This window comes from Cryobacterium sp. PH31-L1 (genome assembly GCF_030063145.1).
In the GTDB taxonomy this organism is placed as follows: Bacteria; Actinomycetota; Actinomycetes; order Actinomycetales; family Microbacteriaceae; genus Cryobacterium.
This window is the reverse complement of the sequence record NZ_JASISM010000003.1, coordinates 219,127-241,655: the sequence shown is the minus strand read 5'-3', so window position 1 is coordinate 241,655 and position 22,529 is coordinate 219,127. Positions and strand designations below refer to the sequence as shown.

General features: G+C 61.1%; 22 protein-coding genes and 2 tRNA genes. 11 read left to right on the top strand and 13 right to left on the bottom strand.

Translation table 11 applies throughout. From position 1 onward, the window contains the following. Positions 1 to 67 precede the first annotated feature (67 nt). Entirely contained in the window at positions 68 to 1,768 is a 1,701-nt protein-coding gene (gene pknB / locus QMF22_RS07965) for a Stk1 family PASTA domain-containing Ser/Thr kinase (RefSeq protein WP_283452156.1), read from the top strand. A 93-nt stretch (positions 1,769 to 1,861) separates the two neighbouring features. Here pknB and QMF22_RS07960 read toward each other — a convergent pair whose 3' ends face one another. Together QMF22_RS07960 and QMF22_RS07955 are read right to left on the bottom strand one after the other, a co-directional pair. Further along, positions 1,862 to 2,500, bottom strand: coding sequence for an anthranilate synthase component II (locus QMF22_RS07960; protein WP_283452154.1), 639 nt, complete (start codon positions 2,498 to 2,500; stop codon positions 1,862 to 1,864). A gap of 167 nt (positions 2,501 to 2,667) precedes the next feature. Continuing rightward, positions 2,668 to 3,486, bottom strand: a complete 819-nt coding sequence (locus QMF22_RS07955) for a class E sortase (RefSeq protein ID WP_283452152.1) — start codon at positions 3,484 to 3,486, stop codon at positions 2,668 to 2,670. Positions 3,487 to 3,566: 80 nt separating this feature from the next. Between QMF22_RS07955 and QMF22_RS07950 the strand changes: the two genes are divergently transcribed. Further along, positions 3,567 to 3,812 carry a cell division protein CrgA gene (locus QMF22_RS07950; RefSeq protein WP_092338388.1) on the top strand — a complete coding sequence of 82 codons (246 nt, stop codon included), beginning with the start codon at positions 3,567 to 3,569 and terminating at the stop codon, positions 3,810 to 3,812. Between the two features lie 152 nt (positions 3,813 to 3,964). Here the strand turns inward: QMF22_RS07950 and QMF22_RS07945 are convergent, their stop codons facing one another. Further along, on the bottom strand, positions 3,965 to 4,801 hold the full coding sequence (locus QMF22_RS07945; protein ID WP_283452149.1) for a rhomboid family intramembrane serine protease: 837 nt from the start codon (positions 4,799 to 4,801) through the stop codon (positions 3,965 to 3,967). Positions 4,802 to 4,821: 20 nt separating this feature from the next. After that, a complete protein-coding gene (locus QMF22_RS07940) occupies positions 4,822 to 5,361 on the bottom strand; it encodes a peptidylprolyl isomerase (RefSeq protein ID WP_092338384.1) in 540 nt (179 codons plus the stop codon). Between the two features lie 152 nt (positions 5,362 to 5,513). Between QMF22_RS07940 and QMF22_RS07935 the strand changes: the two genes are divergently transcribed. Next, positions 5,514 to 6,041, top strand: coding sequence for a hypothetical protein (locus QMF22_RS07935; protein ID WP_283452144.1), 528 nt, complete (start codon positions 5,514 to 5,516; stop codon positions 6,039 to 6,041). A gap of 221 nt (positions 6,042 to 6,262) precedes the next feature. Here QMF22_RS07935 and QMF22_RS07930 read toward each other — a convergent pair. From QMF22_RS07930 to dnaA, 9 genes are all read right to left on the bottom strand, one after another. Beyond that, positions 6,263 to 6,335: transfer RNA gene (locus QMF22_RS07930), tRNA-Ala, on the bottom strand. Positions 6,336 to 6,402: 67 nt separating this feature from the next. Beyond that, a tRNA-Ile gene (locus tag QMF22_RS07925) sits at positions 6,403 to 6,476 on the bottom strand. 135 nt (positions 6,477 to 6,611) lie between these two features. After that, positions 6,612 to 7,016 (bottom strand): DUF3566 domain-containing protein, encoded by a 405-nt coding sequence (locus QMF22_RS07920; protein ID WP_283452142.1) that lies wholly within the window; start codon positions 7,014 to 7,016, stop codon positions 6,612 to 6,614. Further along, the gene (gene gyrA / locus QMF22_RS07915) at positions 7,009 to 9,573 is read right to left on the bottom strand and encodes a DNA gyrase subunit A (protein ID WP_283452642.1); all 2,565 of its coding nucleotides are present in this window, start codon (positions 9,571 to 9,573) and stop codon (positions 7,009 to 7,011) included. The genes QMF22_RS07920 and gyrA overlap by 8 nt, the downstream gene beginning before the upstream one ends. 67 nt (positions 9,574 to 9,640) lie before the next feature. Continuing rightward, positions 9,641 to 11,659, bottom strand: coding sequence for a DNA topoisomerase (ATP-hydrolyzing) subunit B (gyrB, locus tag QMF22_RS07910; protein ID WP_134344757.1), 2,019 nt, complete (start codon positions 11,657 to 11,659; stop codon positions 9,641 to 9,643). A gap of 121 nt (positions 11,660 to 11,780) precedes the next feature. Continuing rightward, positions 11,781 to 12,320 carry a DciA family protein gene (locus QMF22_RS07905; protein WP_283452137.1) on the bottom strand — a complete coding sequence of 180 codons (540 nt, stop codon included), beginning with the start codon at positions 12,318 to 12,320 and terminating at the stop codon, positions 11,781 to 11,783. Next, a complete protein-coding gene (gene recF, locus QMF22_RS07900) occupies positions 12,313 to 13,479 on the bottom strand; it encodes a DNA replication/repair protein RecF (protein ID WP_283452135.1) in 1,167 nt (388 codons plus the stop codon). Before recF ends, QMF22_RS07905 begins: the two co-directional genes overlap by 8 nt. Positions 13,480 to 13,484: 5 nt before the next feature. Beyond that, the gene (dnaN, locus tag QMF22_RS07895; protein WP_283452133.1) at positions 13,485 to 14,642 is read right to left on the bottom strand and encodes a DNA polymerase III subunit beta; all 1,158 of its coding nucleotides are present in this window, start codon (positions 14,640 to 14,642) and stop codon (positions 13,485 to 13,487) included. Positions 14,643 to 15,135: 493 nt separating this feature from the next. Continuing rightward, the gene (gene dnaA / locus QMF22_RS07890; RefSeq protein WP_283452131.1) at positions 15,136 to 16,554 is read right to left on the bottom strand and encodes a chromosomal replication initiator protein DnaA; all 1,419 of its coding nucleotides are present in this window, start codon (positions 16,552 to 16,554) and stop codon (positions 15,136 to 15,138) included. Positions 16,555 to 17,027: 473 nt separating this feature from the next. Between dnaA and rpmH the strand changes: the two genes are divergently transcribed. The 8 genes from rpmH to QMF22_RS07850 all read left to right on the top strand — a co-directional run bounded on the left by rpmH (position 17,028) and on the right by QMF22_RS07850 (position 22,158). Next, positions 17,028 to 17,165 (top strand): 50S ribosomal protein L34, encoded by a 138-nt coding sequence (gene rpmH / locus QMF22_RS07885; RefSeq protein ID WP_010204566.1) that lies wholly within the window; start codon positions 17,028 to 17,030, stop codon positions 17,163 to 17,165. Between the two features lie 23 nt (positions 17,166 to 17,188). Further along, complete coding sequence (gene rnpA, locus QMF22_RS07880) at positions 17,189 to 17,566, top strand: ribonuclease P protein component (protein ID WP_283452116.1); 378 nt, start codon at positions 17,189 to 17,191, stop codon at positions 17,564 to 17,566. Next, the gene (gene yidD, locus QMF22_RS07875) at positions 17,563 to 17,874 is read left to right on the top strand and encodes a membrane protein insertion efficiency factor YidD (protein ID WP_283452113.1); all 312 of its coding nucleotides are present in this window, start codon (positions 17,563 to 17,565) and stop codon (positions 17,872 to 17,874) included. The genes rnpA and yidD overlap by 4 nt, the downstream gene beginning before the upstream one ends. A gap of 8 nt (positions 17,875 to 17,882) precedes the next feature. Next, entirely contained in the window at positions 17,883 to 18,866 is a 984-nt protein-coding gene (gene yidC, locus QMF22_RS07870; protein WP_283452111.1) for a membrane protein insertase YidC, read from the top strand. 152 nt (positions 18,867 to 19,018) lie between these two features. Next, the gene (locus tag QMF22_RS07865) at positions 19,019 to 19,486 is read left to right on the top strand and encodes a Jag family protein (RefSeq protein ID WP_283452640.1); all 468 of its coding nucleotides are present in this window, start codon (positions 19,019 to 19,021) and stop codon (positions 19,484 to 19,486) included. Between the two features lie 11 nt (positions 19,487 to 19,497). Further along, positions 19,498 to 20,178: a 16S rRNA (guanine(527)-N(7))-methyltransferase RsmG gene (gene rsmG, locus QMF22_RS07860; RefSeq protein WP_283452639.1), complete on the top strand. Its 681-nt coding sequence runs from the start codon at positions 19,498 to 19,500 to the stop codon at positions 20,176 to 20,178. A gap of 76 nt (positions 20,179 to 20,254) precedes the next feature. Continuing rightward, the gene (locus tag QMF22_RS07855; protein WP_283452109.1) at positions 20,255 to 21,208 is read left to right on the top strand and encodes a ParA family protein; all 954 of its coding nucleotides are present in this window, start codon (positions 20,255 to 20,257) and stop codon (positions 21,206 to 21,208) included. After that, positions 21,208 to 22,158, top strand: coding sequence for a ParB/RepB/Spo0J family partition protein (locus tag QMF22_RS07850; protein ID WP_283452107.1), 951 nt, complete (start codon positions 21,208 to 21,210; stop codon positions 22,156 to 22,158). The genes QMF22_RS07855 and QMF22_RS07850 overlap by 1 nt, the downstream gene beginning before the upstream one ends. The last annotated feature ends 371 nt before the right edge of the window (positions 22,159 to 22,529 follow it).

Below are 22,529 nucleotides of genomic sequence, written 5' to 3'. Positions count from 1 at the left end.
CGTGCGGTAAAGTAGCGCTCACTGTGTCCATCCCGAATACAGTGTCTGATTGTGGGGGAGTGCTGTAGTGCCTGACTCTGGTCGTTTGATCGCGGGTCGCTATCGCGTCGGCGCCCTGCTCGGCCGTGGCGGCATGTCCGACGTGCACATCGGCACCGATTCCCGGCTCGGCCGCACGGTGGCGATCAAGCTGCTGAAGTCCACCCTCGCGGCGGACCCGGCGTTTCGCACTCGCTTCCGGCAGGAAGCCCAGGCCGCAGCCCGCATGGCTCACCCGACGATCGTGCGCGTGTTCGACGCCGGCGAAGAGACCGTCACTGATGAGTCCGGCCACGACTCTCAGATTCCGTTCATTGTCATGGAACACGTTGACGGTCGACTGCTCAAGGACATCATCCGGGAAGGCCCGATCGAGGCTGCCGAAGCCGTGCGCGTCATCGACGGGGTACTAACCGCCCTCGAATATTCACACCGGGCTGGCGTCGTACACCGCGACATCAAGCCGGGCAACATCATGATCACCAAGGCCGGCCAGGTGAAGGTCATGGATTTCGGTATCGCCCGAGCCATCTCCGACTCCGCCACGACCGTGGCCCAAACCACCGCGATCCTCGGAACCGCCGCCTATTTCTCCCCCGAGCAGGCCAAGGGCGAGTCGGTCGATGCACGCACCGACCTCTACTCGACCGGTGTGGTGCTGTTCGAAATGCTCACCGGCCGCCCGCCGTTCCGTGGTGATTCGCCCGTGGCCGTCGCTTACCAGCACGTCAGTGAGACACCGGTCAAGCCGTCCGCGATCAACCCCCGCGTGTCTCCGGCCCTCGATTCGGTCGTGCTGCACGCCCTGGCCAAGGACCGTTTTGCCCGCTACCAGAGCGCCGTCGAGTTTCGCAACGATGTCGAGACTGCCGGGGCCGGCCAGATCCCCATTCATCACGCCGGTGAGGAGGTGGGCGCCGGACTATTCGGCGCAGCGCCCGCCACCGTCACCGGCTCAGCCCTGGCCCTCAAGCAACTCTCCGAAGACCAGACAATGGTGCGCACGCAGCGGCGCCCTCCGGTGATCTGGGTCTGGGCCGGAATCGTCTGCGTCGTCGTCATTGTCGTGGCGGTCATGATCTGGGTGGCGAATCTGCAACCCTCGGTGGAACTGCCCGACAGCTCACGCCAGGTGCCCTCGCTCACTGGCGAGACCTACGATGATGCCCAGAACACTCTGCTTGACCTGGATCTCGCGGCCACCCGCGCCGAAGAGTCGAGTACCACGGTGCCCGCCGATCAGGTCATTCGCACCGACCCTCCAGCCGGCACAATCGTCAACCCGTCCGACGTGATCAAGGTCTTCGTCTCGACCGGTCCGGTGCCCGTCGCGGTTCCCGATGTCACCAACCAGACCATAACGGATGCCCAGGCCGCGATCGAAGCGCTCGGTTTCGTTTCCGGTTCGGTCACCGCCGAGAACTCGCCGACCGTGGCCGCCGACGTCGTCCTGCGCACCGATCCGGCGGCAGCATCCGCTCAATTCGCCGGGGACACGGTCAACTACATCGTCTCCAGCGGACTGGTCACCCTGGGCGACCTCACCGGCCAGTCCCTGGTGGCGGCGAGCGACCTCGTGAACGGCGACACGCTCCGGCTGGTGGCCATTCAGGAGCCCGACTACGCCTGCGCTCAGCAGTCCGGCTCCCCGGTGAAGGCGCAGTCCTTGGCCCCCGGCGACGTGCCCCAGCAGTCGGAAATCACCCTCACCTACTGCGCCGGCTCCTAGCTCTCCCTTGCACCGGGCCCGGGCCCGGAAACCGGGCCCACGATAGATCATGGGCCCGGTTCCCCAAGGTGGGCCCAGGGCGAGGGCTGGCGGCTAGGTGAGGCGCAGCAGGGGGTGCAGAGATTTCGCGGTCTCTTGGGCACGATCAAGGCCGGTCAGGGCCAGCCAGTTGCCGAGCATGCGATAGCCGCCCTCGGTCAGCACCGACTCAGGGTGAAATTGCACACCGAGAATGGGAGCGGATGCGTGACGCAGACCCATAATGACGCCGCCCTGTGTGCGTGACGTCACCAGGAGTTCGCTCGGAACGGTCGACGCGACCACGGCGAGCGAGTGGTACCGGGTGGCGGTGAAGGGCTGCGGCACACCCTCGTAGAAGTCGCTACCGTCGTGAGTGATGAGTGAGGTCTTACCGTGCATGAGCTCTTCAGCGTTGGTCACCGTAGCTCCGAAGGCCTCGGCGATGGCCTGGTGCCCAAGGCACACGCCAAACAGTGGTAGTTCGGCCACGAGTGCAGCCTCGACCACGGCAATGGACACACCGGCGTCTGAGGGCTTACCCGGACCCGGGGAGATCAGCACGCCGTCGTAGTCGGCGATGCGGGAGGCAGCATCCGCTTTGGTGAAGGAGTCGTTGCGCACGACTTCGGTCTCTGCGCCGAGTTCCATGAGGTACCCATTGAGGGTGTACACAAAACTGTCGTAGTTGTCGATCACGAGAATACGGGTCATGGACCGCCCACCGTCGCTTCCTGCCTGTTGAGAATTCCGTCGATCCAGGGGTACACCCAAGTGGCCAGCACGGCGAGTACCGCCAGCAACAGGATCAGAACCAGAATGATGCGCACCCAGATTGGTCCGGGAAGAATGCGCCACAGTGCTGCGTAGATGGGAGCCTCCTAGCCCTGGGCTGCGATGATCGGGGCGAGTTCCGCCGGTGCGCCGGTCGAGAGCGGCTGCCACGATTCGAACACGCCGTAGGCGATGATGCGTTCCGCGGTGGAATACAAGGGGTTACAGCTGGTAAGGGTGATGATCCGGTCGACCGCGCTGGCGTCGGGATGATTCGGAACGGATGCCAGCACCTGCACCTGAGAGGGCGCCACGTACTCAGTATCGCGATACCGGTAGGTGTAATACCCGTCGGCGGTCTGAACATAAATGGCGTCACCGAGCTGAAGTTCGTTGATCAGGTGCATGCCACCGCCGAAAGCGCTGCGGTGGGCGGCGATGGCGAAATTGCCCACCCCACCGGGCATCTGTGTGCCGTCGTAGTGCCCAATTCCCAGGCGGTTGCTGTTCAGAACGTCGTGGCCAGTGCCCTCGGCAATGGTGCGGTGGTAATCAGCTCCGAACCGTGGCACATACAACACGGCGAAGGCCTGGGCATTGGCCGGAGCGGTGGCCACCAGTGGTGCTCCGTAGTCAACCGGTGCAGGTTCTGCACTCGGTTCTGCCGGGTCAACCGTTGGCACGGGTTCGGGCGTCGACGTGTCCTGTTGGATCCAGTCCTGGCTGATCTGGCTGGCAGCATCGGACTGCGAGTTGGCCATGATCATGTCATTCCACCACAGCTGCCAACCCAGGAACAGCAACACGAGTGCGCCCGCAGTGATGAGCAGTTCGCCCAGCACTCCGAGCACGGTGATTTTGCCCGATTTCACCCGGCGCGGTCGCTTGCTGACAATCTCGGTGGGATCGTCGACCTGTGGACACATACAACGAGTCTACCGACCTGAACGCACTCCAGACCTCGCGTCAAATCCACTCAAACAGGCGAAGACGCTAGGATCGCAGGATGGCACGTAAGAATCCCCGCACCCGGCCCGCCCGCACCGACGTTGCCCGCTCGAACGAGGACGCGCCTAATGCCGTCTGGTTCAAGCCGGTCATGTTCGGTTTCATGCTCCTTGGCCTGGCCTGGATCATCGTGTTCTACGTCAGCGGCAGCCAGCTTCCCATCGCGGGGCTTGGCGCCATGAACATTCTGGTCGGCTTCGGAATCGCCTTCATCGGCTTTCTGATGACCACGCGCTGGCGTTAGTCAGGCGTCCCTGCACCAACTGTTCGACCAATGAACACTGATCCGTTACCGCTCGGTCACCGCGAGGTAATAACAAGGGTAATGACACCGGTGTAATTATCCCCATGTGGATAGACCTGTGGATAACTCGGCCTCGTGAAGCGCTCGGCCGGTTACCCCACGAACAAGCGCGCGAGGCTCAGCAACACCAGTAGTGCGGCGAACGCGGCGATCAGGCCGTTCTGCAATGATTTCTGCCGGATGCGGCGGGTCTGCACGAAGATGAGGCCGAGCACGGCACCGCCGATCATCCCGCCAATGTGGGCCTGCCAGGCGATGTGGAACGAGGGAATGAACCCGATCACGAGGTTGATACCGACCAGCACGAGCAACTGCGTCGCGTTACCGCCCAGTCGACGTTGAATCACCAGGAATGCGCCCATCAGGCCGAAGATGGCACCGGACGCCCCCACCACCGGCGTGAGGGGATCCGCCAGAAACAGCACCCCGAGTGAACCGGCTAGTGCGCTCAGCACGTAGAGGGTCAGGTAACGACCGCGGCCGAGCAGTTGCTCGAGCAGCTGGCCGAAGATCCAGAGCGTGTACATGTTGAGCAGCACGTGAAAGAGGCCGCCATGCACGAGCGCGGTCGTGAGCATGCGCCATGGTTCAAAGGTGCCGGGAAGTGAATAGACCCCCGCGTAGCGCAGCACGTCGGTGATCTGATTGCCGAAGACGAACTGCAGCAGATAAACGACGAGGGTGATTCCAATAATGGAATATGTCACAGTCGGCTGCCCGCTGCCGGTGAGTCGGGTAAGCACAGCCGGCTTGGTGCGGGGTGCGCTCTTGCGCTGTTCCTTCATACACTCGGGGCAGATGACCCCGACAGCGGCCTGGGTCTGGCACTCAGCGCAGATGGTGCGGCCGCAACGCTGGCACAGAATGAAGCTCTGCCGCCCCGGATGGCGGTAACAAAAATTCGCCGCCGAGGTCGGCAGATCACTCATTTTCTAAGCAGAGGTACTGGTTAGACGTTCTCGACGGAGACGGTCAGAATCTTGACGTCTTCGAGGGGGCGGTCGCGACCGTCGGTAGCAACGGTGGCGAGCTTGGCCACGATGGCGCGGCTGTCTTCGTCTTCAACGGCACCGAAGATGGTGTGCTTGCCCTGCAGCCAGGTGGTCGGAACGACGGTGATGAAGAACTGAGAGCCGTTCGTGCCGTGGCCGCCCTGGATTCCCGCGTTGGCCATTGCGAGCACGTACGGCTGGGTGAAGTCGAGGTCGGGGCTGATTTCGTCATCGAACTGGTAGCCGGGGCCACCGGTGCCCTGGCCGAGCGGGTCGCCGGCCTGAATCATGAAGTCTTTGATGATGCGGTGAAAGATCGTGCCGTCGTAGAGCGGCGTGGTGGAGGCGACGCCCGTGGCGGGGTGCTTCCACTCGAGTTCGCCGGTCGCGAGGCCGACGAAGTTCTTGACCGTCTTCGGCGCGTGATTGCCGAAGAGGTTGACCTTGATCGGTCCGAGGGTGGTGTTCAGGGTGGCGACAGCAGTGTGCTTAGACATACACAGATTCTTGCACAGCTACCTCTGCCGAATCTGATTGCCGCCACGCGCTCCCAGTGCATTCGCTGGCAACTCCACGATTGAGTGGCAAGATGGGCACTCAGTGGCAAGATAGAGACACATTCGCCACACGACATCGATGGAGGGTCCAGATGAGCCTGTCACGCAAGCGCCGCAAGGAACTCACTCGGCTGCGCAAAAGCGCAGACGAACTATGGAGCCACCAGCAAGAAGTATTGGAGCGAGCAAACGTTCTCGCTCGTCAGGCCGGTCACCAGGCCGGTGTTCTCGCTCGCGAAGAAGTAGCTCCGCGCGTACGCGAGAGCTATGACCACTACGTTCGCCCGAGCGTGAACGCAACCCAGGAAGCAGCCGATGGCGTGCGCCGCCGCGTCGTCAACGATGTTCTCCCCGGAATCGGTACCGCCATCGGCACCGTTATGTCCGTCGGTGACGTCGCCCGCGACGCGCGGGTGCGTGCCGCTCTGGGTCGCCTCCGCCTGCAAAAGCCGGTCGTCGTCGAACCCAAGGGCCCCGGAGCCGGAACCTACTTCGCCCTCGGCTTGGCCGTGGTGGCCGCCGTAGGCGTCGCCTACGCTGTCTGGCAAACCTTCCGTGCCGACGACGAGCTCTGGGTCGCCGACGACGAGGTTGAACCAGCCGCGCAGCAGGAAGACTAGGCGAGACGCTCAAGAGCTCGTGCAGGGCCCGCATCCATCGGATGCGGGCCCTGCCGCGTTAATTGCGGCAGCGGTCGACACGCCCCTGCTGGGGGCCGCACACGCGACATCCCAGCGGATGCCCGGCGCCAGCCCGTCCCGCCGCCGGCAGCTGTGCGAGGCAGAGAAACGCTCGGGCAAAAAAGAAGGGCCCGTCCGAAGACGGGCCCTTCACCTGTTTGTGGAGCCACGGGGAATCGAACCCCGGACCTCCTGCTTGCAAAGCAGGCGCTCTACCAATTGAGCTATGGCCCCCCTTACCCGACCGGTACAGATTGATGCGCGGCAGAGGCGGGTGAGAACTGGTGAATCTGGTGCTGCGTGGGGATACCGGGATTTGAACCTGGGACCTCTTCATTATCAGTGAAGCGCTCTAACCAACTGAGCTATATCCCCCTCTTGGGCAGATTAGAGACTACCGGAATCTGGCCGGAACCTGAAATCGAGCCACCCTTCTAGGGGGAAGAATTACCCGAATCGGGCTGCGAGGGCTGTTTCCGGTGAGAAACAGCCCTCGATTGCGCGGAAAATCTAGTTATTCGTGAAGCCGACGAGCAGGCCGCCGGTGATTTTAACGCTCAGATTGTAGAGCACGGCGTAGATGGCGCCGAGGGCGGTGATCACAACCATGTTCAGAATCGCCACGACGACCGCGAAGCCCATGACGTTGCCGATCGAGAGGATAGCGGCCAGGTCGGCCGATTCTCCCGCGACGGTCGCGTACAGGTCGTCGACCTTGGTCAGCACCGTGGTCTGCACCAGTACGGTGTAGGTGAGGAAGGTCGCCACGATCGTGACGATGGCCAGGCACACCGCTACCAGGAACGACAGCTTCACGCTCGACCAGAAGTCGACGTAGACCAGTTTGAGGCGAACCTGCTTGCTCGCGGTCTTGCGGGTGGATTTCTTGGCGAGCTTTTCGGCGACGCTACTCATTCGGTGTCTCTACTTTCCCTGAATCCGCGTTCGGAACAGTGCCGTCTGCAGCACTGGTGTCGACGGTACCAGCCGTGGCATCGGCATCCGCTGCGCCCTCTTCGTCCGTGGCGACCAGATTACGTTCGATATTTTTCGCGATGGAAATGATTCGATCTTCATCCGCGAATTTCGCGAACACAACGCCCATCGTGTCCCGGCCCTTAGCTGGAACCTCGGCGACGAACGAGCGTACCACCTTGCCGCTGGCAAGAACCACGAGGACCTCATCCTCAGGGTTCACGATCAACGAACCGACCAGGTCACCGCGGTCATCGTTGAGCTTGGCCACCTTGATACCGAGGCCCCCGCGATTCTGCAGGCGATACTGGTCAGCGGCGGTGCGCTTGGCGTAACCGCCCTCGGTCACCACGAAGACGTAGCCGTCGTCATTGATAACGGATGCGTCCAGCAGGGTGTCCTCGCCGCGGAAGTGCATTCCAATCACGCCGGACGTGCTGCGGCCCATCGGGCGCAATGCCTCGTCGGTGGCGGTGAAGCGAATCGACATGCCCTTGCGAGAGACCAGCAGCAGGTCGGAATCATCTTCGACCAGCAGGGCGGAGACGAGCTCGTCGCCCTCACGCAACTTGATCGCAATGATGCCGCCGGTGCGGTTGGTATCGTACTCACTGAGCGCGGTTTTCTTGATCAGGCCGTCGCGGGTGGCGAGAGTCAGATACTGGGCCACCTCGTAGTCGCGAATGTCGAGGATCTGCGCGATTTCTTCACCGGGCTGCAGGGCGAGCAGGTTGGCGACGTGCTGGCCCTTGGCGTCCCGTCCCGATTCCTGGGCCTCATAGGCCTTGGCCCGGTAGACCCGGCCGGTGTTGGTGAAGAACAGCAGCCAGTGGTGCGTCGTGGTGACGAAGAAGTGTTCGACCACGTCGTCGGCGCGCAGCTGAGCGCCCTTGACGCCCTTGCCTCCACGGTGCTGGTTGCGGTAGTTGTCGCTGCGGGTGCGTTTGATGTAGCCGCCGCGGGTGACGGTGACCACCATCTCCTCTTCGGGAATGAGATCTTCGATCGACATGTCGCCGTCGAAACCGAACATGATCTCGGTACGGCGGTCGTCGCCGAACTTCGCGGTGATTTCGGCAAGTTCTTCGCTGATGATCGTGCGCTGGCGCTCGGGGCTGGCCAGGATCGACTTGAACTCGGCGATCTGCAGTTCGAGTTCGGCGGCCTGGTCGATGATTTTCTGACGCTCCAGGGCGGCCAGGCGGCGCAGCTGCATGGTGAGAATGGCATCGGCCTGCAGCTTGTCCACGTCGAGCAGTGCCATGAGGCCTTCGCGGGCGTCGTCGACCGTGTTGGACCGACGGATGAGCGCGATCACCTCATCGAGTGCGTCCAGCGCTTTGAGGTAGCCGCGCAGGATGTGAGCATCCGCTTCGGCCTTATTCAGGCGGAACTGGGTGCGGCGAACGATGACCTCGATCTGGTGGGCAACCCAGGCCGAGATGAAACCGTCGAGGGAGAGGGTGCGCGGCACGCCGTCAACGATGGCGAGCATGTTGGCGCCGAAGTTCTCCTGCAGTTGGGTGTGCTTGTACAGGTTGTTCAGCACCACCTTGGCAACGGCATCGCGCTTGAGCACGATGACGAGGCGCTGGCCGGTGCGACCACTTGTCTCATCGCGAATGTCCGCGATGCCGGTGATCTTGGCATCCTTGACCAGGTCGGCGATCTTGATTGCCAGGTTGTCCGGGTTCACCTGGTACGGCAGCTCGGTGATCACCAGGCAGGTGCGGCCCTGAATCTCTTCGATGCTCACCACGGCCCGCATCGTGATTGAACCGCGCCCGGTGCGGTACGCATCCTGGATTCCCTTGACGCCGAGGATCTGCGCGCCGGTGGGAAAGTCGGGGCCTTTGATGCGCGCAATCAGCGCTTCGAGCAGTTCTTCGCGGCCGGCGTCGGGGTTGTCGAGGTACCACTGGGCACCAGCAGCAACTTCGCGCAGGTTGTGCGGGGGAATGTTGGTGGCCATACCGACAGCGATTCCGACCGAGCCGTTGACCAAAAGGTTCGGAAAACGGGCCGGCAGCACGGTGGGCTCGAGCGTGCGGCCGTCGTAGTTGTCCTGAAAGTCGACGGTGTCTTCGTCGATATCGCGCACCATCTCGAGGGCGAGCGGGGCCATCTTCGTTTCGGTGTATCGCGGCGCGGCAGCACCGTCATTGCCGGGGGAACCAAAGTTTCCCTGGCCCAGGGCGAGAGGATACCGCAGGCTCCACGGCTGAACGAGACGCACGAGCGCGTCATAGATCGAGGAGTCACCATGCGGGTGAAACTGGCCCATCACGTCGCCGACGACGCGGGCGCACTTCGAGAACGCCTTGTCTGGCCGGTAACCGCCGTCGAACATGGCGTAGATCACTCGGCGGTGAACCGGCTTCATTCCGTCACGCACGTCGGGCAGCGCGCGCCCGACAATAACGCTCATCGCGTAGTCGAGGTAGGAACGCTGCATTTCCAGCTGCAGATCGACCTGGTCGATCTTGCCGTGCTGCACGAGGTGGGCGGCCTTGGCGGCCGCGGTTGCCGCGGTCTCCTCGGCGTCTGTCTGGCCCGTGGTGTCGTCAGATGTCAAGGAAACGCACGTCCTTCGCGTTTTTCTGGATGAAGTTGCGTCGTGATTCGACGTCTTCACCCATCAGGGTGGAGAAGATTTCGTCGGCGGATGCCGCGTCGTCCAGGGTGACCTGCAGCAGGGTGCGGGATTCGGGCGCCATGGTGGTTTCCCACAGCTCCTTGTAGTCCATCTCGCCGAGACCCTTATACCGCTGGATTCCGTTGTCCTTCGGGATGCGCTTGCCGGCGGCGGCACCGTCCGCGAGGAGTGCGTCGCGCTCAATGTCGGAGTACACGTACTGGTGCGGCGAGTTGCTCCACTTGAGCCGGTACAGCGGCGGCTGGGCCAGGTACACGTAGCCGAGGTCGATCAACGGGCGCATATAACGGAACAGCAGGGTCAGCAGCAGGGTGGTGATGTGCTGCCCGTCGACGTCGGCGTCGGCCATCAAAACAATCTTGTGGTACCGCACCTTGTCTGGGTTGAACTCTTCACCGATGCCAGCGCCGAATGCGGTGATCATCGCCTGCACCTCATTGTTGCCGAGGGCCCGGTCGAGTCGGGCCTTCTCCACGTTGAGGATCTTGCCGCGCAGCGGCAGAATCGCCTGCGTTTCGGGGTTACGGCCTTGCACGGCCGAACCGCCGGCCGAGTCGCCCTCCACAATGAAAATCTCAGAAATCGACGGGTCTTTGCTCTGGCAGTCCTTGAGTTTGCCCGGCATACCGCCACCCTCGAGCAGTCCCTTGCGGCGCGCGGTTTCACGGGCCTTGCGGGCTGCCATGCGGGCGTTCGAGGCCTGCAGGGATTTGCGGATGATCTCGCGTGCCGGGTTCGGGTTGCGGTTGAACCAGTCGGTGAGCTGGTCGTTGGCGACCTTCTGCACGAACGACTTCGCCTCGGTGTTGCCGAGTTTGGTCTTGGTCTGGCCCTCGAACTGCGGTTCGGCGAGCTTGATCGATACGACCGCGGTCAATCCCTCACGCACGTCATCGCCGGTGAGGTTGTCATCCTTTTCTTTGAGGATGCCTTTCTCACGGGCGTACTTGTTCACGAGCGTGGTCAGCGCGGCGCGGAACCCCTCTTCGTGCGTGCCACCTTCGTGGGTATTGATGGTGTTCGCGTAGGTGTGCACGCTCTCGGTGTACGCCGTGGTCCACTGCATGGCCACTTCGAGGGCCATCTTGCGCTCGTGGTCTTCCCACTCAAACGAGATGATCTCGTCGTTGACCAGGTCGGCCTTCTTGGCACGGTTCAAGTACTCGACGTAGTCGACGAGACCCTGGTCGTATTTGAAAGTGTTGCTGACGACTTTGCCGTCATCGGTGCGGTGGGCTTCACGCTCGTCGGTGAGGGTGAGACGCAGTCCCTTATTGAGAAAGCCCATCTGCTGAAACCGTGCGCGCAGGGTTTCATAGTCGAACTCGATCGTCTCGAAGGTTTCCGCACTCGGCCAGAAGGTGATGGTTGTGCCGGTTTCGTCGTTGGCCTCGCCCTGCTCGAGGGGAGCATTCGGAACACCGTTGGCGAAACTCTGGCGCCAGATGAACCCCTGGCGACGAACCTCGACTTCGAGGCGGCTCGACAGGGCGTTGACGACGGAGCTTCCGACGCCGTGCAGGCCACCCGAGACGGAGTAGCCGCCTCCGCCGAATTTGCCGCCGGCGTGCAGCACGGTCAGCACGACCTCAACGGTCGACCGCCCCTCTGCCTTGTGAATATCGACCGGAATTCCGCGTCCGTTGTCTTCGACGCGGATCGCGCCGTCGGCGAGAATGCGAATGTCAATGGTGTCGCAGTGTCCGGCAAGGGCCTCATCGACGGAGTTGTCGACGATCTCGTAGACCAGGTGGTGCAGTCCGCGCGGTCCGGTGGACCCGATGTACATTCCGGGTCGCTTGCGAACGGCTTCCAGGCCTTCGAGCACCTGAATATCATCGGCACCGTATTCGTGCTCCGGCTCCCGCTCCGCCACGGCTGGGGATATATCTGGGGACGTGCGTTCGGGCGTCGGTTCAACTGTCATCTGAAATTAGGCTCCTGACCATCGCACGGGCGACCATTCAGTCTACCAAACGGGGGGAGATGAACCGGCCATAATCGCCGTTTGACGCGTTTTGTTCAAGGGGTTGACCTTAATTGTTGGGTTACCCGTAGGTATCGCGTGGACCACGCCCTGGAATTGATCTGGGACCCTTTTTCCAGGACGGAGCGTTGGGTCCCTGGAAACGAATTGATTGGATGCCCGCGTCTGGGTACCGATGCGCAATGTGTTCCATGATCACATTGCGCATCAGGCGCAATTGGGTGGCCCAAGCCGTGGATTCACAGTGCACCGTGAGCACGCCGTCATCGATACCGGCCGGGGTCGAATGGTTGGCTGTTTCTTCACCGGCCAGCTCGGTCCAGGACGCCAGAAGTTCTGACTGGGCCAGCGGTGAATTCCAGCCCAGCTGCATCGTCAGCGAATTTATCGTGTCACCCAGACCGCGCGGGTCGCGGCCGATCCCGAAGGGAACACTCGATCCGGCTACCGGCGCGATTCTCTTTCGGCCGCGTGAGTGTCTGGCGTTGGGATCACCGAAAACACTCTTGAAGCGCAGATAGACCTGCGCTGCCTCACTGGTACCGGATTCCACCGAATCGCCGGTCTCAGTTGTTTCACGTGGAACATTTTCTTCAGCCATCGGTGACCGCGCCGGCATGAATGTGAATGGTGTGCGCAACGAGGGCCGGGGGAACATCCTCGAGTACCGCCGCGGTAATCAAAACCTGTTCGAACGACCCGATCGCGGCGGCCAACCGCGCCCGACGCTGCAGGTCGAGCTCGGCAAAGACGTCGTCCAGAATCAGGACCGGGTCGCCACTGGCTGATTCCTGCCGCAACAGCTGAGCGGATGCGAGTTTCAATGACAGTGCGAACGACCACGACTCCCCGTGGCTGGCATATCCCTTGGCCGGCAAGGCATTGAGCATGAAAACCAGGTCGTCGCGGTGGGGTCCGGCAAGGGTGATGCCCCGCTCCAATTCGCGTTTTCGCAGTCCGACCAGTGCCGTTCGAAATATCTCATTGGTAGACGATTCCACCGAAGCGGCGGATGGCAGGACGGTGGCCGGCAGAACGCCGAGCTCGGCGTCTTCGTCGGCGCCCAGGATGCTGAGGCTCGCCATGAGGGCTGGGCCATGATCTTCATTCACGACGGCACGATAGGCCGCTCGCAACGGTTCACCAAGCTGCTGCACGAGCTTGGCGCGCTCGTCAATGATTTCCGAGCCGAACTCCACCAGCCGGTCATCCCAGATATCGAGCGTGGAGAGCTGATTGCCGCGCACGCCCGATGCCCGAGCCGACTTGAGCAGGGTGTTGCGCTGTTTGAGCACTCGATCGTAGTCGCTGAGCACTGCGGCCAATCGCGGGCTGCGTAGCACCAACAGCTGATCGAGAAATTTGCGCCGACCGGAAGGGTCGCCGCGCACGAGGGCAAGGTCTTCCGGAGCAAACACCACGCTCGAGAAATAGCGCGGCAGATCGCGGGTCTTGATGACCGATCGGTTGACCTGCGCTCGGTTTTGCCCCGTGCGGTTCAGCTGCACCTCGGCCAGGATGTCCCGGCCGTTGTATTCAAGTCGGGCCCGAATAATGCCGGCATCCTGCCCGGACCGAATCATGGCCTTATCGGTGGAGACTCGGTGGGATCCGAGCGTGCTGAGAAAGCCGAGTGCCTCAACCAGGTTGGTTTTGCCCTGGCCGTTCCGTCCGACGATGAGGTTCGGGCCCGGAAAAAAACCAACCTCGGCGTTCGCATAGTTGCGAAAGTCGGTCAGCGAGAGGTGAGTAACTCGCACCGTTGTTAGCGGAGGAGCAGGTTGGGCTGCAGGAGGTATTTGTAGCTGTCCACTCCAGCCTGCTCGCGCGAGGTCTGGCTGGTGATCAATACCGGCCCGGGCTTATTCGGGTTTTCCGTCTTCGTGAACGAGATGCGCACAAATTCGGAGTGCACGGCACTGAGCCCGTCCAGGAGAAACTGCGGTTTGAGGGAGACGACGGTCTCGGTGCCAGAGAGAATGGCATCGATGGTTTCCGAAGCCTGGGCTTGTTCTGAGCCGACCGCTTCGAGGGTGACCCCATCGGTGGCGAACGTGAAACGCAGGGCCGCTTCGCGTTCCAACACGAGCTGCACGCGGCGGGTGGCTTCGATGAGGTCGGCCGTGTTCATCACCGCGTAGTTGTCAACGGTGGCTGGGAACAGGCGACGAACGGGAGGAAAATTGCCCTTGATCAGCAGTGACGTAACGGTCTTCTTGTTCGCGGTGAACGCGATCAGTTCGCGGTCGTCGCTGTTGGTGATAGAAACCGAAATGGTTCCGCTGTGACCGAAAGTCTTGCCGACCTCCTGCAGGGTACGGGCAGGAACGAGTGCGGTGATCGTTCCTGTTTCATTGCCGGCGGTGTTGCTGCCCGGGTCCCAGTCGATTTCCCTGACCGCGACGCGGTATCGGTCGGTGGCTACGAGGCTGAGACTATTTTCGGTGACCTCGAGCTGCACCCCGGTGATGACGGGGGTAACGTCGTCCCGCGAGGCAGCTACGGCGACCTGGGCGACAGCTGCAGCAAATTCCTCAGCCGGTACGAGGCCGGACTGGGTGGTGACCACGGGAATGTTCGGATATTCCTCAACCGGCATGGACAGCAGGGTGAAGCTGGCCGAGCCACAGCTGACCTTGATACGCGAATTCTCCGTGGAAAACCGCACGGGAGCGTTGGGGAGACGGCTGGCGATTTCGGCGAGGAGCCGGCCGGAGACGAGAACTTTTCCGGTCTCTTCAACCTCGGCGACGATCTCGGTCTGCGCCGAGACCTCGTAGTCGAATGACGACAGAATCAAGCCCGTCGCTGTCGCTTCGATGAGTACACCACTCAGAATCGGCAGCGTCGTGCGTTGGGGTAGAAGTTTGACCGCGAAGGAAACTGCTTCGCTGAAGACGTCCCGATTGGCCTGAAATCTCACGAAACATTCCTTGCGTTCGACGGGCGGATGGGTGGGCCTCAATGCTAGCTGTTGTCACAGGCCTATTCGTTACCGTGCTGCTCTGAGGTGCGCGGCACTCAAGGTTGTCGGCTGGATCAAGGTTAAAGAATTCTTGTTAATCTTCTTAACCGTTGTGGAAACTGTGGATAACTCTGTGAAAACCGCTCATGCGTTGGGAACTACACGTTTGTAAGTTGTGGGCGAGGTGTGGAAGTTTGTCATTCGTTTGGGCAAGCGCAACTTGTGGTAATCACACGTTTCTACAGGTAGGCGTCGAGTTTCTACAGGCGGCGCCCGGTTGTGTGAGTTAATTCCACAGGGTTATCCACAGGTGTGAAAACTAAAAAAATTTCGGCCCCTCCGGGTCAAAACTCGTCAGAGCGTCCAGTGGGGCCGAAATTTTTACTGCGGGCAGGGCTGCTTGGATCGGTGATCCTGTTTCCGTGAAGGTCGGTATTTTTGATGCGGGAACTTACTTGTAACGGTGATCCTGCTTGATGCGGTTTGTGAGCTCCGTGACCTGGTTGTAAATCGACCGACGCTCCTTCATGAGCTCGCTGATCTTCTTGTTCGCATACATCACCGTGGTGTGGTCGCGGTTACCGAAGAGCTGACCAATCTTGGGCAGGGAGAGGTTGGTGAGTTCACGACACAGGTACATAGCGATCTGGCGTGCAGTGGCAATCGCCTGTGAGCGGCTCGAACCGTATAGATCGTCGACGGATAGTTTGAAGTAATTGGCCGTGTTCGTGATGATGTCAACCGGAGCGATGACGTTGTCCTCATCCAGGGTGATGAGGTCTTTCAACACCGTCTGTACCAAATCCATGTCCACCGGCGTTCGATTCAGGCTCGCAAATGCGGTGACCCGAATCAACGTCCCTTCCAACTCGCGAATATTGGAGGAAACCTTCGATGCCATGAACTCGAGAATGTCGTGGGGAACCTGCAGCTTTTCGCTCTGGGCCTTCTTGCGCAGAATAGCTATGCGGGTTTCGAGGTCGGGCGCCTGGACATCCGTGATCAGGCCCCACTCGAATCGACTACGCATGCGGTCTTCGAAGCCGGTCAAATGCTTCGGCGGCAGGTCGCTCGTGATCACCACCTGCTTGTTGTGGTCATGCAACGTGTTGAAGGTGTGAAAGAAGGCTTCCTGGGTTTCCGCTTTGTTCTGTAGAAACTGAATGTCGTCGATCATGAGGATGTCGATGTTGCGATATCGGGCTTGAAAGGCCGCGCCGCGGTTGTTCGCGATCGAATTAATGAAGTCGTTCGTGAACTCTTCGGAGCTGACATAACGTACGCGGATGCCCGGGTACAGACTCATGGCGTAGTGACCGATTGCGTGCAACAGGTGTGTCTTGCCCAGCCCCGATGATCCGTAGATGAAGAGCGGGTTGTAGGCCTTGGCCGGCGCTTCGGCCACGGCCACTGCCGCAGCGTGCGCGAACCGGTTCGACTGGCCGATCACGAAGTTATCGAAACTGTATTTGGGGTTGAGCCGGGTTTCGTGCGGCTGCGCCGGAACGGCACCCTCGAATACCGATTGCGGCGGGGCGGGGGTGGTGACATCGGGTGGGGTCAGCGTCTGTTGCACCGGGCGCAGCGATTCCTGCTCGAGTTCCGGGTTCACAACCACGTAGAAGGTCGACACCGCAGTCGCTTCGTCCAGCTGACTCATCGCGGTCAACAGGGGAACCCTCATCCGCTGGTTGAGCATGCTGGCGGTGAACTCGTTCGGCACTTCGAGATAGAAGGTACCGGCGGCGATGCCCTTCGGCTCGACCAGACTGAGGAACCCGTAGAGCATGGGGGTGATCGTGGCGTCGGATTCCAACGTGGTCAGAACGGACCGCCAGGTTTCGGCTATCGGCGCTTCTACGTCTGCCATTGTTCCTACAATCTGTGTATTTCGGGTGTTCACTAGTGGACCGCGGCGGACGAGTGCGGGGCCGGTGTTGAAAACCGGCAAGCCGCCGTCAGTTGGCCCGCACCGCGGGCGTTTTGGAGCCTGGTTCGAAATCTGGGTTCGAGTTCATCGTTAAAGTTATCCACCGCTTGTGTATAAAACCGACCCAATTCTCAGGTTGATGCCACCAACCTGTGGATAACTTGTCTTTACGGTAGTCAATCCCGCTCAGCGAGGCGAATTCAGCGGTGAATCGCCTTCTCTGGTTGGTATCTGTGTTGGAGTCATTATTGTGGAGAATCGGCCGATTCGGGGCCTGAGTTTGACCAGACGTGGCCGAGGCCGTAGTTTTAATCAGTTGACCCCATCCTGCGGGCTTCCAACTTCTGTGCGCGCTGCTGTTCTGGCCGCGGGGAATCCAGCCAGCGGTGATTCAAATACGTGGAGATTGAACTATGAGCAAGAGAACCTTCCAGCCGAACAACCGTCGTCGCGCCAAAGTGCACGGCTTCCGTCTGCGCATGCGCACCCGTGCGGGCCGCGCCATCCTCGGTGCTCGCCGTCGCAAGGGTCGCACCGAACTCTCCGCGTAGACTCTCGTGGCCGCCAGGATCTCGTGCTCGCTCACGTAAATCGCATCACAAGCGGCAGCGACTATCAAGGCGTCGTTCGGCGCGGTGTGCGGATCGTTGGTGCGCACACCGTTCTCTATGTACGAAGGAGCGCTGAGGTTCCTTCGGGTACCGAAGCCGTTCCGGTACGTTTCGGCTTCATTGTCGCAAAGAATGTGGGTGACGCCGTGAGACGCAATCTCGTTCGCCGCCGCCTCAAGGCGGTTACGTACGAACTGCTCTCCCTGGTTCCATCTGGCACGGATGTCGTCATCCGCGCTTTGCCGACGGCGCAAGGCGCCGCCTGGCAGACGCTGTTCGAAGAAGTCCAACGCTCGCTTGCTCGCCCACTCCCGGTACGGAAGGGCAGTCCGGGGCGATGAACCCGATACTCGCGACGATCGTTCTGATACCCCGCAATGTGGGTGTCGTAATTCTTCGCGTGTATCGCGCCGTGATCTCGCCGTTGTACGGAGACGTGTGCCGGTTTTACCCGTCTTGTTCGGCCTACGCACTAGGAGCCGTTCAGGAACACGGACTAGCGTGGGGATCGGCTCTCGCTGCACGCAGACTGAGTCATTGTCATCCGTGGACAGAAGGCGGCATTGATGATGTACCGCTCAAGAGCAAACGTCGCTACCGCGTGACGAAGTTCGGTTTTGTTGTCGCTCCTAGCCACGGAAAGGGCTAACCCACAGTATGGACCTCATAGGTACGATCCTCTGGCCTCTGAAATGGGTGGTCGAGCTGCTGCTCGTGGCCTTCCACTGGCTCTTTTCGCGGATGGGAATCGCGGGACTGGGCTACGACGACGGTCTCACCTGGGTGCTGTCCATCGTCGGCCTCGTTCTGGTCGTGCGTGCCGCCCTCATTCCCATCTTCGTGCGGCAGATCAAGAGCCAACGCAAGATGCTCGAGGTTGCCCCACAGCTCAAGAAGATCCAGGACAAGTACAAGGGCAAGAAGGACCAGTTCTCGCGTGAGGCAATGTCCCGCGAGACCATGGCCATGTACAAGAAGACGGGTACCAACCCGCTCAGTTCCTGCCTACCACTGCTGTTGCAGATGCCGATTTTCTTCTCCCTGTTCCAGGTTCTCAACGCGGCCCAGAAGTCCAACGCCGGCGTTGGACCGCTTAACCAGAGCCTGGCTGAGAGCTTCGGCAATGCCACTCTCTTTGGCAACGCGCCGCTGCACGACACCTTCGCCGCACAATGGTCCCTCTGGACCGCCGGTTTGCCCTTCAACGGCACCGTCATGATCATTGCGGCCAGCATGGTCGTGCTCATGACCGCATCGCAGTTCATCACGCAGTTGCAGATCGTCTCGAAGAACATGTCGCCGGAGACGAAGGCGAGCCCCATGTTCAAGCAGCAGCGCATCATGCTCTACCTGCTCCCCCTGGTCTTCGCCTTCTCCGGTGTCGCCTTCCCGCTCGGTGTCATGTTCTACTGGCTAACCTCGAACTTCTGGACCATGATCCAGCAGTTCCTGGTCATCCGAAACATGCCGACGCCAGGCAGTGAAGCCGCGAAGGCCCGCGAAGAGCGTTTGGCACGTAAGGGCAAGCTCATAGCGACCGATGGTGACATCATTGTCGTGGAAGAGCCCGCCAAACCCGTGCAGCGCCAGCAGCCGGTCGGCAAGGCCCGTGCCAAGAAGCAAACCGGCCCGAAAAAGTAGTGGAGAACACCGTGACGGACAAGACCGGCCTCACTGAGGTAGACACTGTCGCCAGCTCTGAGGACGTAAGCAGCGCCGTTCCTACTGCCCCCGTCACACCAACGGATGCCGCTCCCACTCCGCCCGAGACGGGTAGCCTCGCCGAGGCCCCCATCACGACCGATCAACTCGAGCGCGAGGGTGACATCGCCGCGGACTACATCGAGGAATTTCTCGATATCTGCGACCTCGATGGCGACATCGACATTGATGCCCGCAACGGTCGGGCCTACCTATCGGTCAAAGCCTCGGATGCCGACAATCTGCGCGTGCTCTCCAAGCCGGAAACGGTCAACGCCCTGCAAGAATTGACGCGCCTCGCGGTACAGAACAAGACGGGTTCATTTTCGCGTCTGATCCTGGATATAGGCGGATCCCGTGAGGTGCGCGAAGCTGAACTCGCCGCCCTCGTGGCGCGTGCGATTGCCCGCATTGAAGGCGGCGCGACCGAAGCCGACCTGCCCGCTATGTCATCCTACGAGCGCAAACTCGTGCACGACATCGTTGCCGCCAGTGCTGGCTACCGGTCCGAGTCCTCGGGCGAGGGTCGCGACCGCCACACCGTCATCACCGCGGCGTAGTCTCGTTGGTCATGTCGCAACCTGTCACCCCGGAGCCGATCGGTGCCGTATCCGGTACCACCGAGGCTGTCGAGCTTGAAGCTGAGCCGACCGTAGCGGTCGATTTGTTTGGTTCTCAGATCGATGTGATTCGTGCATTCACCGGTAATTTAGCTGATCAGGGCGAAATATTGGGCTTGATTGGACCTCTGGAACTCCCCCGCCTCTGGTCTCGCCATATTCTTAACTGTGCAATTGTGGCACCTCTATTGCGCCCGGGTGTCGTGGGGGATGTCGGTTCCGGCGCCGGTCTACCCGGTCTGGTTCTGGCAATCGCCCGTCCCGATGTGAACTTTGTGCTGATTGAACCGATGGAACGTCGGGTGGCTTGGCTGAATGACCAGGTTGCGGCCCTGCACCTGACGAACGTGACTGTTGTGCGGGCGCGCGCCGAAGAGGCGCGGCTCCCGCATCCGCTCGATCAGGTCACCGCACGCGCGGTGAGCGCCTTCAGTAAGCTCATTCCCTTGACCGCGCCCCTGCTGCGCTCCGGTGGCGAACTCATTCTCATGAAGGGTGCGGGAGCGGAGCGTGAGGTCGCCGCCGCCGTAAAGCCCACACGCAAGTATCGTCTGCGCGATGTTGAGGTCATTACCCTCGGCTCCGGCGTGCTGCCGGAGGTGACCCGGGTCATCCGGGCTACAGTGGACTAGTCCCGAGTGTCGCCAAATTTGGTGTTCGGGAGTCCCTTTCGGGTGGCTCATCAACCGTCGAGCGTAAAGGTTTCACGTGAAACATCCTGCTGAAGATCAGCGCACCGGCAAGGCGGCGGGGTTCGACGGTACAACCCCGCTCGCCCGCGAAATCGCTGAGCTGACGCGACGGCGCCAGGTCATCGCGGCTGGCGAACTGCCCAAACCTGAGAAGACCCGGGTGTTGACAATCTCCAACCAGAAGGGCGGGGTCGGCAAGACCACGACCGCCGTCAATCTCGCTGCTGCACTCGCGCGGCAGGGTGCACGCGTTCTCGTCATTGACCTTGACCCGCAGGGGAATGCGTCAACCGCACTCGGAGTGGAGCACCGCGCCGAGACGCCGAGTGTCTATGACGTCATCATCAACGACATGCCCATGGACGAGGTCGTGCAGAAGAGTCCGGAATTCGGCGCCCTGTTCTGTGTACCCGCCACGATTCACCTGGCCGGGGCCGAGATCGAACTGGTCTCACTCGTCGCGCGCGAGCAGCGCCTTCGCCGCGCGCTTGATCTCTACCTGGCCGAGATGGCCGAGCCCTACGACTACGTCTTCATTGATTGCCCTCCCTCCCTCGGGCTGCTCACCATCAACGCCTTTGTGGCCGCCCGCGAAGTTCTCATTCCCATCCAGTGCGAGTACTACGCACTCGAAGGTCTCAGCCAGTTGCTCAAAAACATCGCTCTGATTGAGAAGCACCTCAACCCCGACCTGGTCGTCTCGACCATTCTGCTGACCATGTATGACAGCCGCACCAACTTGGCGACTCAGGTTGCCCAGGAAGTGCGCGATCACTTCCCCAAAGAGGTCCTGAACACCGCAATTCCGCGCTCTGTACGCGTTTCTGAGGCACCGAGTTACGGTCAGAGCGTCGTTAGTTACGACCTGAACTCCGCAGGATCGCTCTCCTACCTCGAAGCGGCGGCAGAAATGGCCCACCGAGGGGCTCCCCGATCCGAGAATATGCCCCAAATGAAAGATAAGCACTAATGGCGAAAAGAACCGGCCTCGGCCGCGGTATTGGCGCACTCATTCCGGTGCAGGACGACGTGTCGGCTCCCCGACCGGTTGACGTCTTTTTTCCGCGCAGTGTTTCACGTGAAACGGATGACTCCCCCGAGCTCGTTCCGGTTCCTGGCGCGAGTCTGGCCCACCTGAACCCACAGGATATTGTTCCCAACCGCGCGCAGCCGCGCACTATTTTCGACGAGGATGACCTTGCTGAACTCGTGCACAGCATCCGCGAAGTCGGAGTACTCCAACCGATCGTCGTGCGGCCGTTGCCGGATGAGCCCGGCAAGTACGAACTCGTTATGGGCGAGCGTCGTCTTCGCGCGACCAAGGAGGTCGGGCTCGACAGCATCCCAGCTGTCGTTCGAGAGACCGCCGATGTCGATATGCTGCGTGACGCGCTGCTGGAAAACCTGCACCGCGCCCAGCTGAATCCGCTCGAAGAGGCATCCGCATACCAGCAGCTGCTCGCTGACTTCGGTATCACCCAGGAAGAATTGGCGGTCAGAATTGGTCGATCGCGGCCTCAGATCACCAACACCCTGCGTCTGCTGAAATTGCCGGAACCGGTGCAGCTGCGAGTTGCGGCCGGGGTGCTGTCGGCTGGCCATGCGCGGGCGATTCTGTCAGTCGGCGATCTGGCTGGCATGCTTCGCTTGGCTGACAAGATCGTCGAAGAGGATCTCTCGGTGCGCGCGGCCGAGGCCGCGGCGACGTCTGTTCCAAAGCTTATCAACGCAAAGCCACTTCCTGGGCGACGTCAGGGCCACCTGGATGAAATCGCTGAGCACCTCGGGGATCGGCTCGACACTCGCGTCAGAATCAATCTTGGGGCAAGAAAAGGCCAGATCACAGTGGATTTCGCCACAATCGGCGATCTCAACCGTATTCTCACCGTTCTCGGCGAACCGGGCTTCAGCGCGAGCTAGTTCTTCTTTGGACGGGCCGTTTCACGTGAAACATAGCTCGCCGCGGGGTACTTTATTTCCGTAAAACGGTCCAAGGCTCACGGCGAACCCTCTACTGCGGATCACGGCTGGGTCGATAGCCTCAAACGCACCCGTATGGGCGTGGGCGGCGGCGACGGGTAATCCGCTCCCCGCTCAGACATCGAGGTCTTTCGGGTGCCTCTCGCGAAAAAACGTGCGAGAGGCACCCGAAATACTTCGAAACTCGCAACTCCGCGGAAAACCCGTCGCCTCCGCTATGTTGTTGAATTCACTCGTCCTAGGCCGTGAGTTGAGGTTGTCGCGACCGTCATTGCCCTCTGGCCTGCTGGTTTACGGGAGCCTTGGCGCAT

Coding starts and splice junctions, on each gene's coding strand:
- gyrB (WP_134344757.1), bottom strand. CDS start 11,659: ATGACAGTTGAACCGACGCCCGAACGCACGTCCCCAGATATATCCCCA.
- yidD (WP_283452113.1), top strand. CDS start 17,563: ATGAACCCGATACTCGCGACGATCGTTCTGATACCCCGCAATGTGGGT.
- QMF22_RS07850 (WP_283452107.1), top strand. CDS start 21,208: ATGGCGAAAAGAACCGGCCTCGGCCGCGGTATTGGCGCACTCATTCCG.
- QMF22_RS07945 (WP_283452149.1), bottom strand. CDS start 4,801: ATGAGTGATCTGCCGACCTCGGCGGCGAATTTTTGTTACCGCCATCCG.
- dnaA (WP_283452131.1), bottom strand. CDS start 16,554: ATGGCAGACGTAGAAGCGCCGATAGCCGAAACCTGGCGGTCCGTTCTG.
- QMF22_RS07940 (WP_092338384.1), bottom strand. CDS start 5,361: ATGTCTAAGCACACTGCTGTCGCCACCCTGAACACCACCCTCGGACCG.
- QMF22_RS07960 (WP_283452154.1), bottom strand. CDS start 2,500: ATGACCCGTATTCTCGTGATCGACAACTACGACAGTTTTGTGTACACC.
- QMF22_RS07955 (WP_283452152.1), bottom strand. CDS start 3,486: ATGTGTCCACAGGTCGACGATCCCACCGAGATTGTCAGCAAGCGACCG.
- QMF22_RS07905 (WP_283452137.1), bottom strand. CDS start 12,320: ATGGCTGAAGAAAATGTTCCACGTGAAACAACTGAGACCGGCGATTCG.
- QMF22_RS07920 (WP_283452142.1), bottom strand. CDS start 7,016: ATGAGTAGCGTCGCCGAAAAGCTCGCCAAGAAATCCACCCGCAAGACC.
- QMF22_RS07950 (WP_092338388.1), top strand. CDS start 3,567: ATGGCACGTAAGAATCCCCGCACCCGGCCCGCCCGCACCGACGTTGCC.
- yidC (WP_283452111.1), top strand. CDS start 17,883: ATGGACCTCATAGGTACGATCCTCTGGCCTCTGAAATGGGTGGTCGAG.
- rsmG (WP_283452639.1), top strand. CDS start 19,498: ATGTCGCAACCTGTCACCCCGGAGCCGATCGGTGCCGTATCCGGTACC.
- QMF22_RS07935 (WP_283452144.1), top strand. CDS start 5,514: ATGAGCCTGTCACGCAAGCGCCGCAAGGAACTCACTCGGCTGCGCAAA.
- rpmH (WP_010204566.1), top strand. CDS start 17,028: ATGAGCAAGAGAACCTTCCAGCCGAACAACCGTCGTCGCGCCAAAGTG.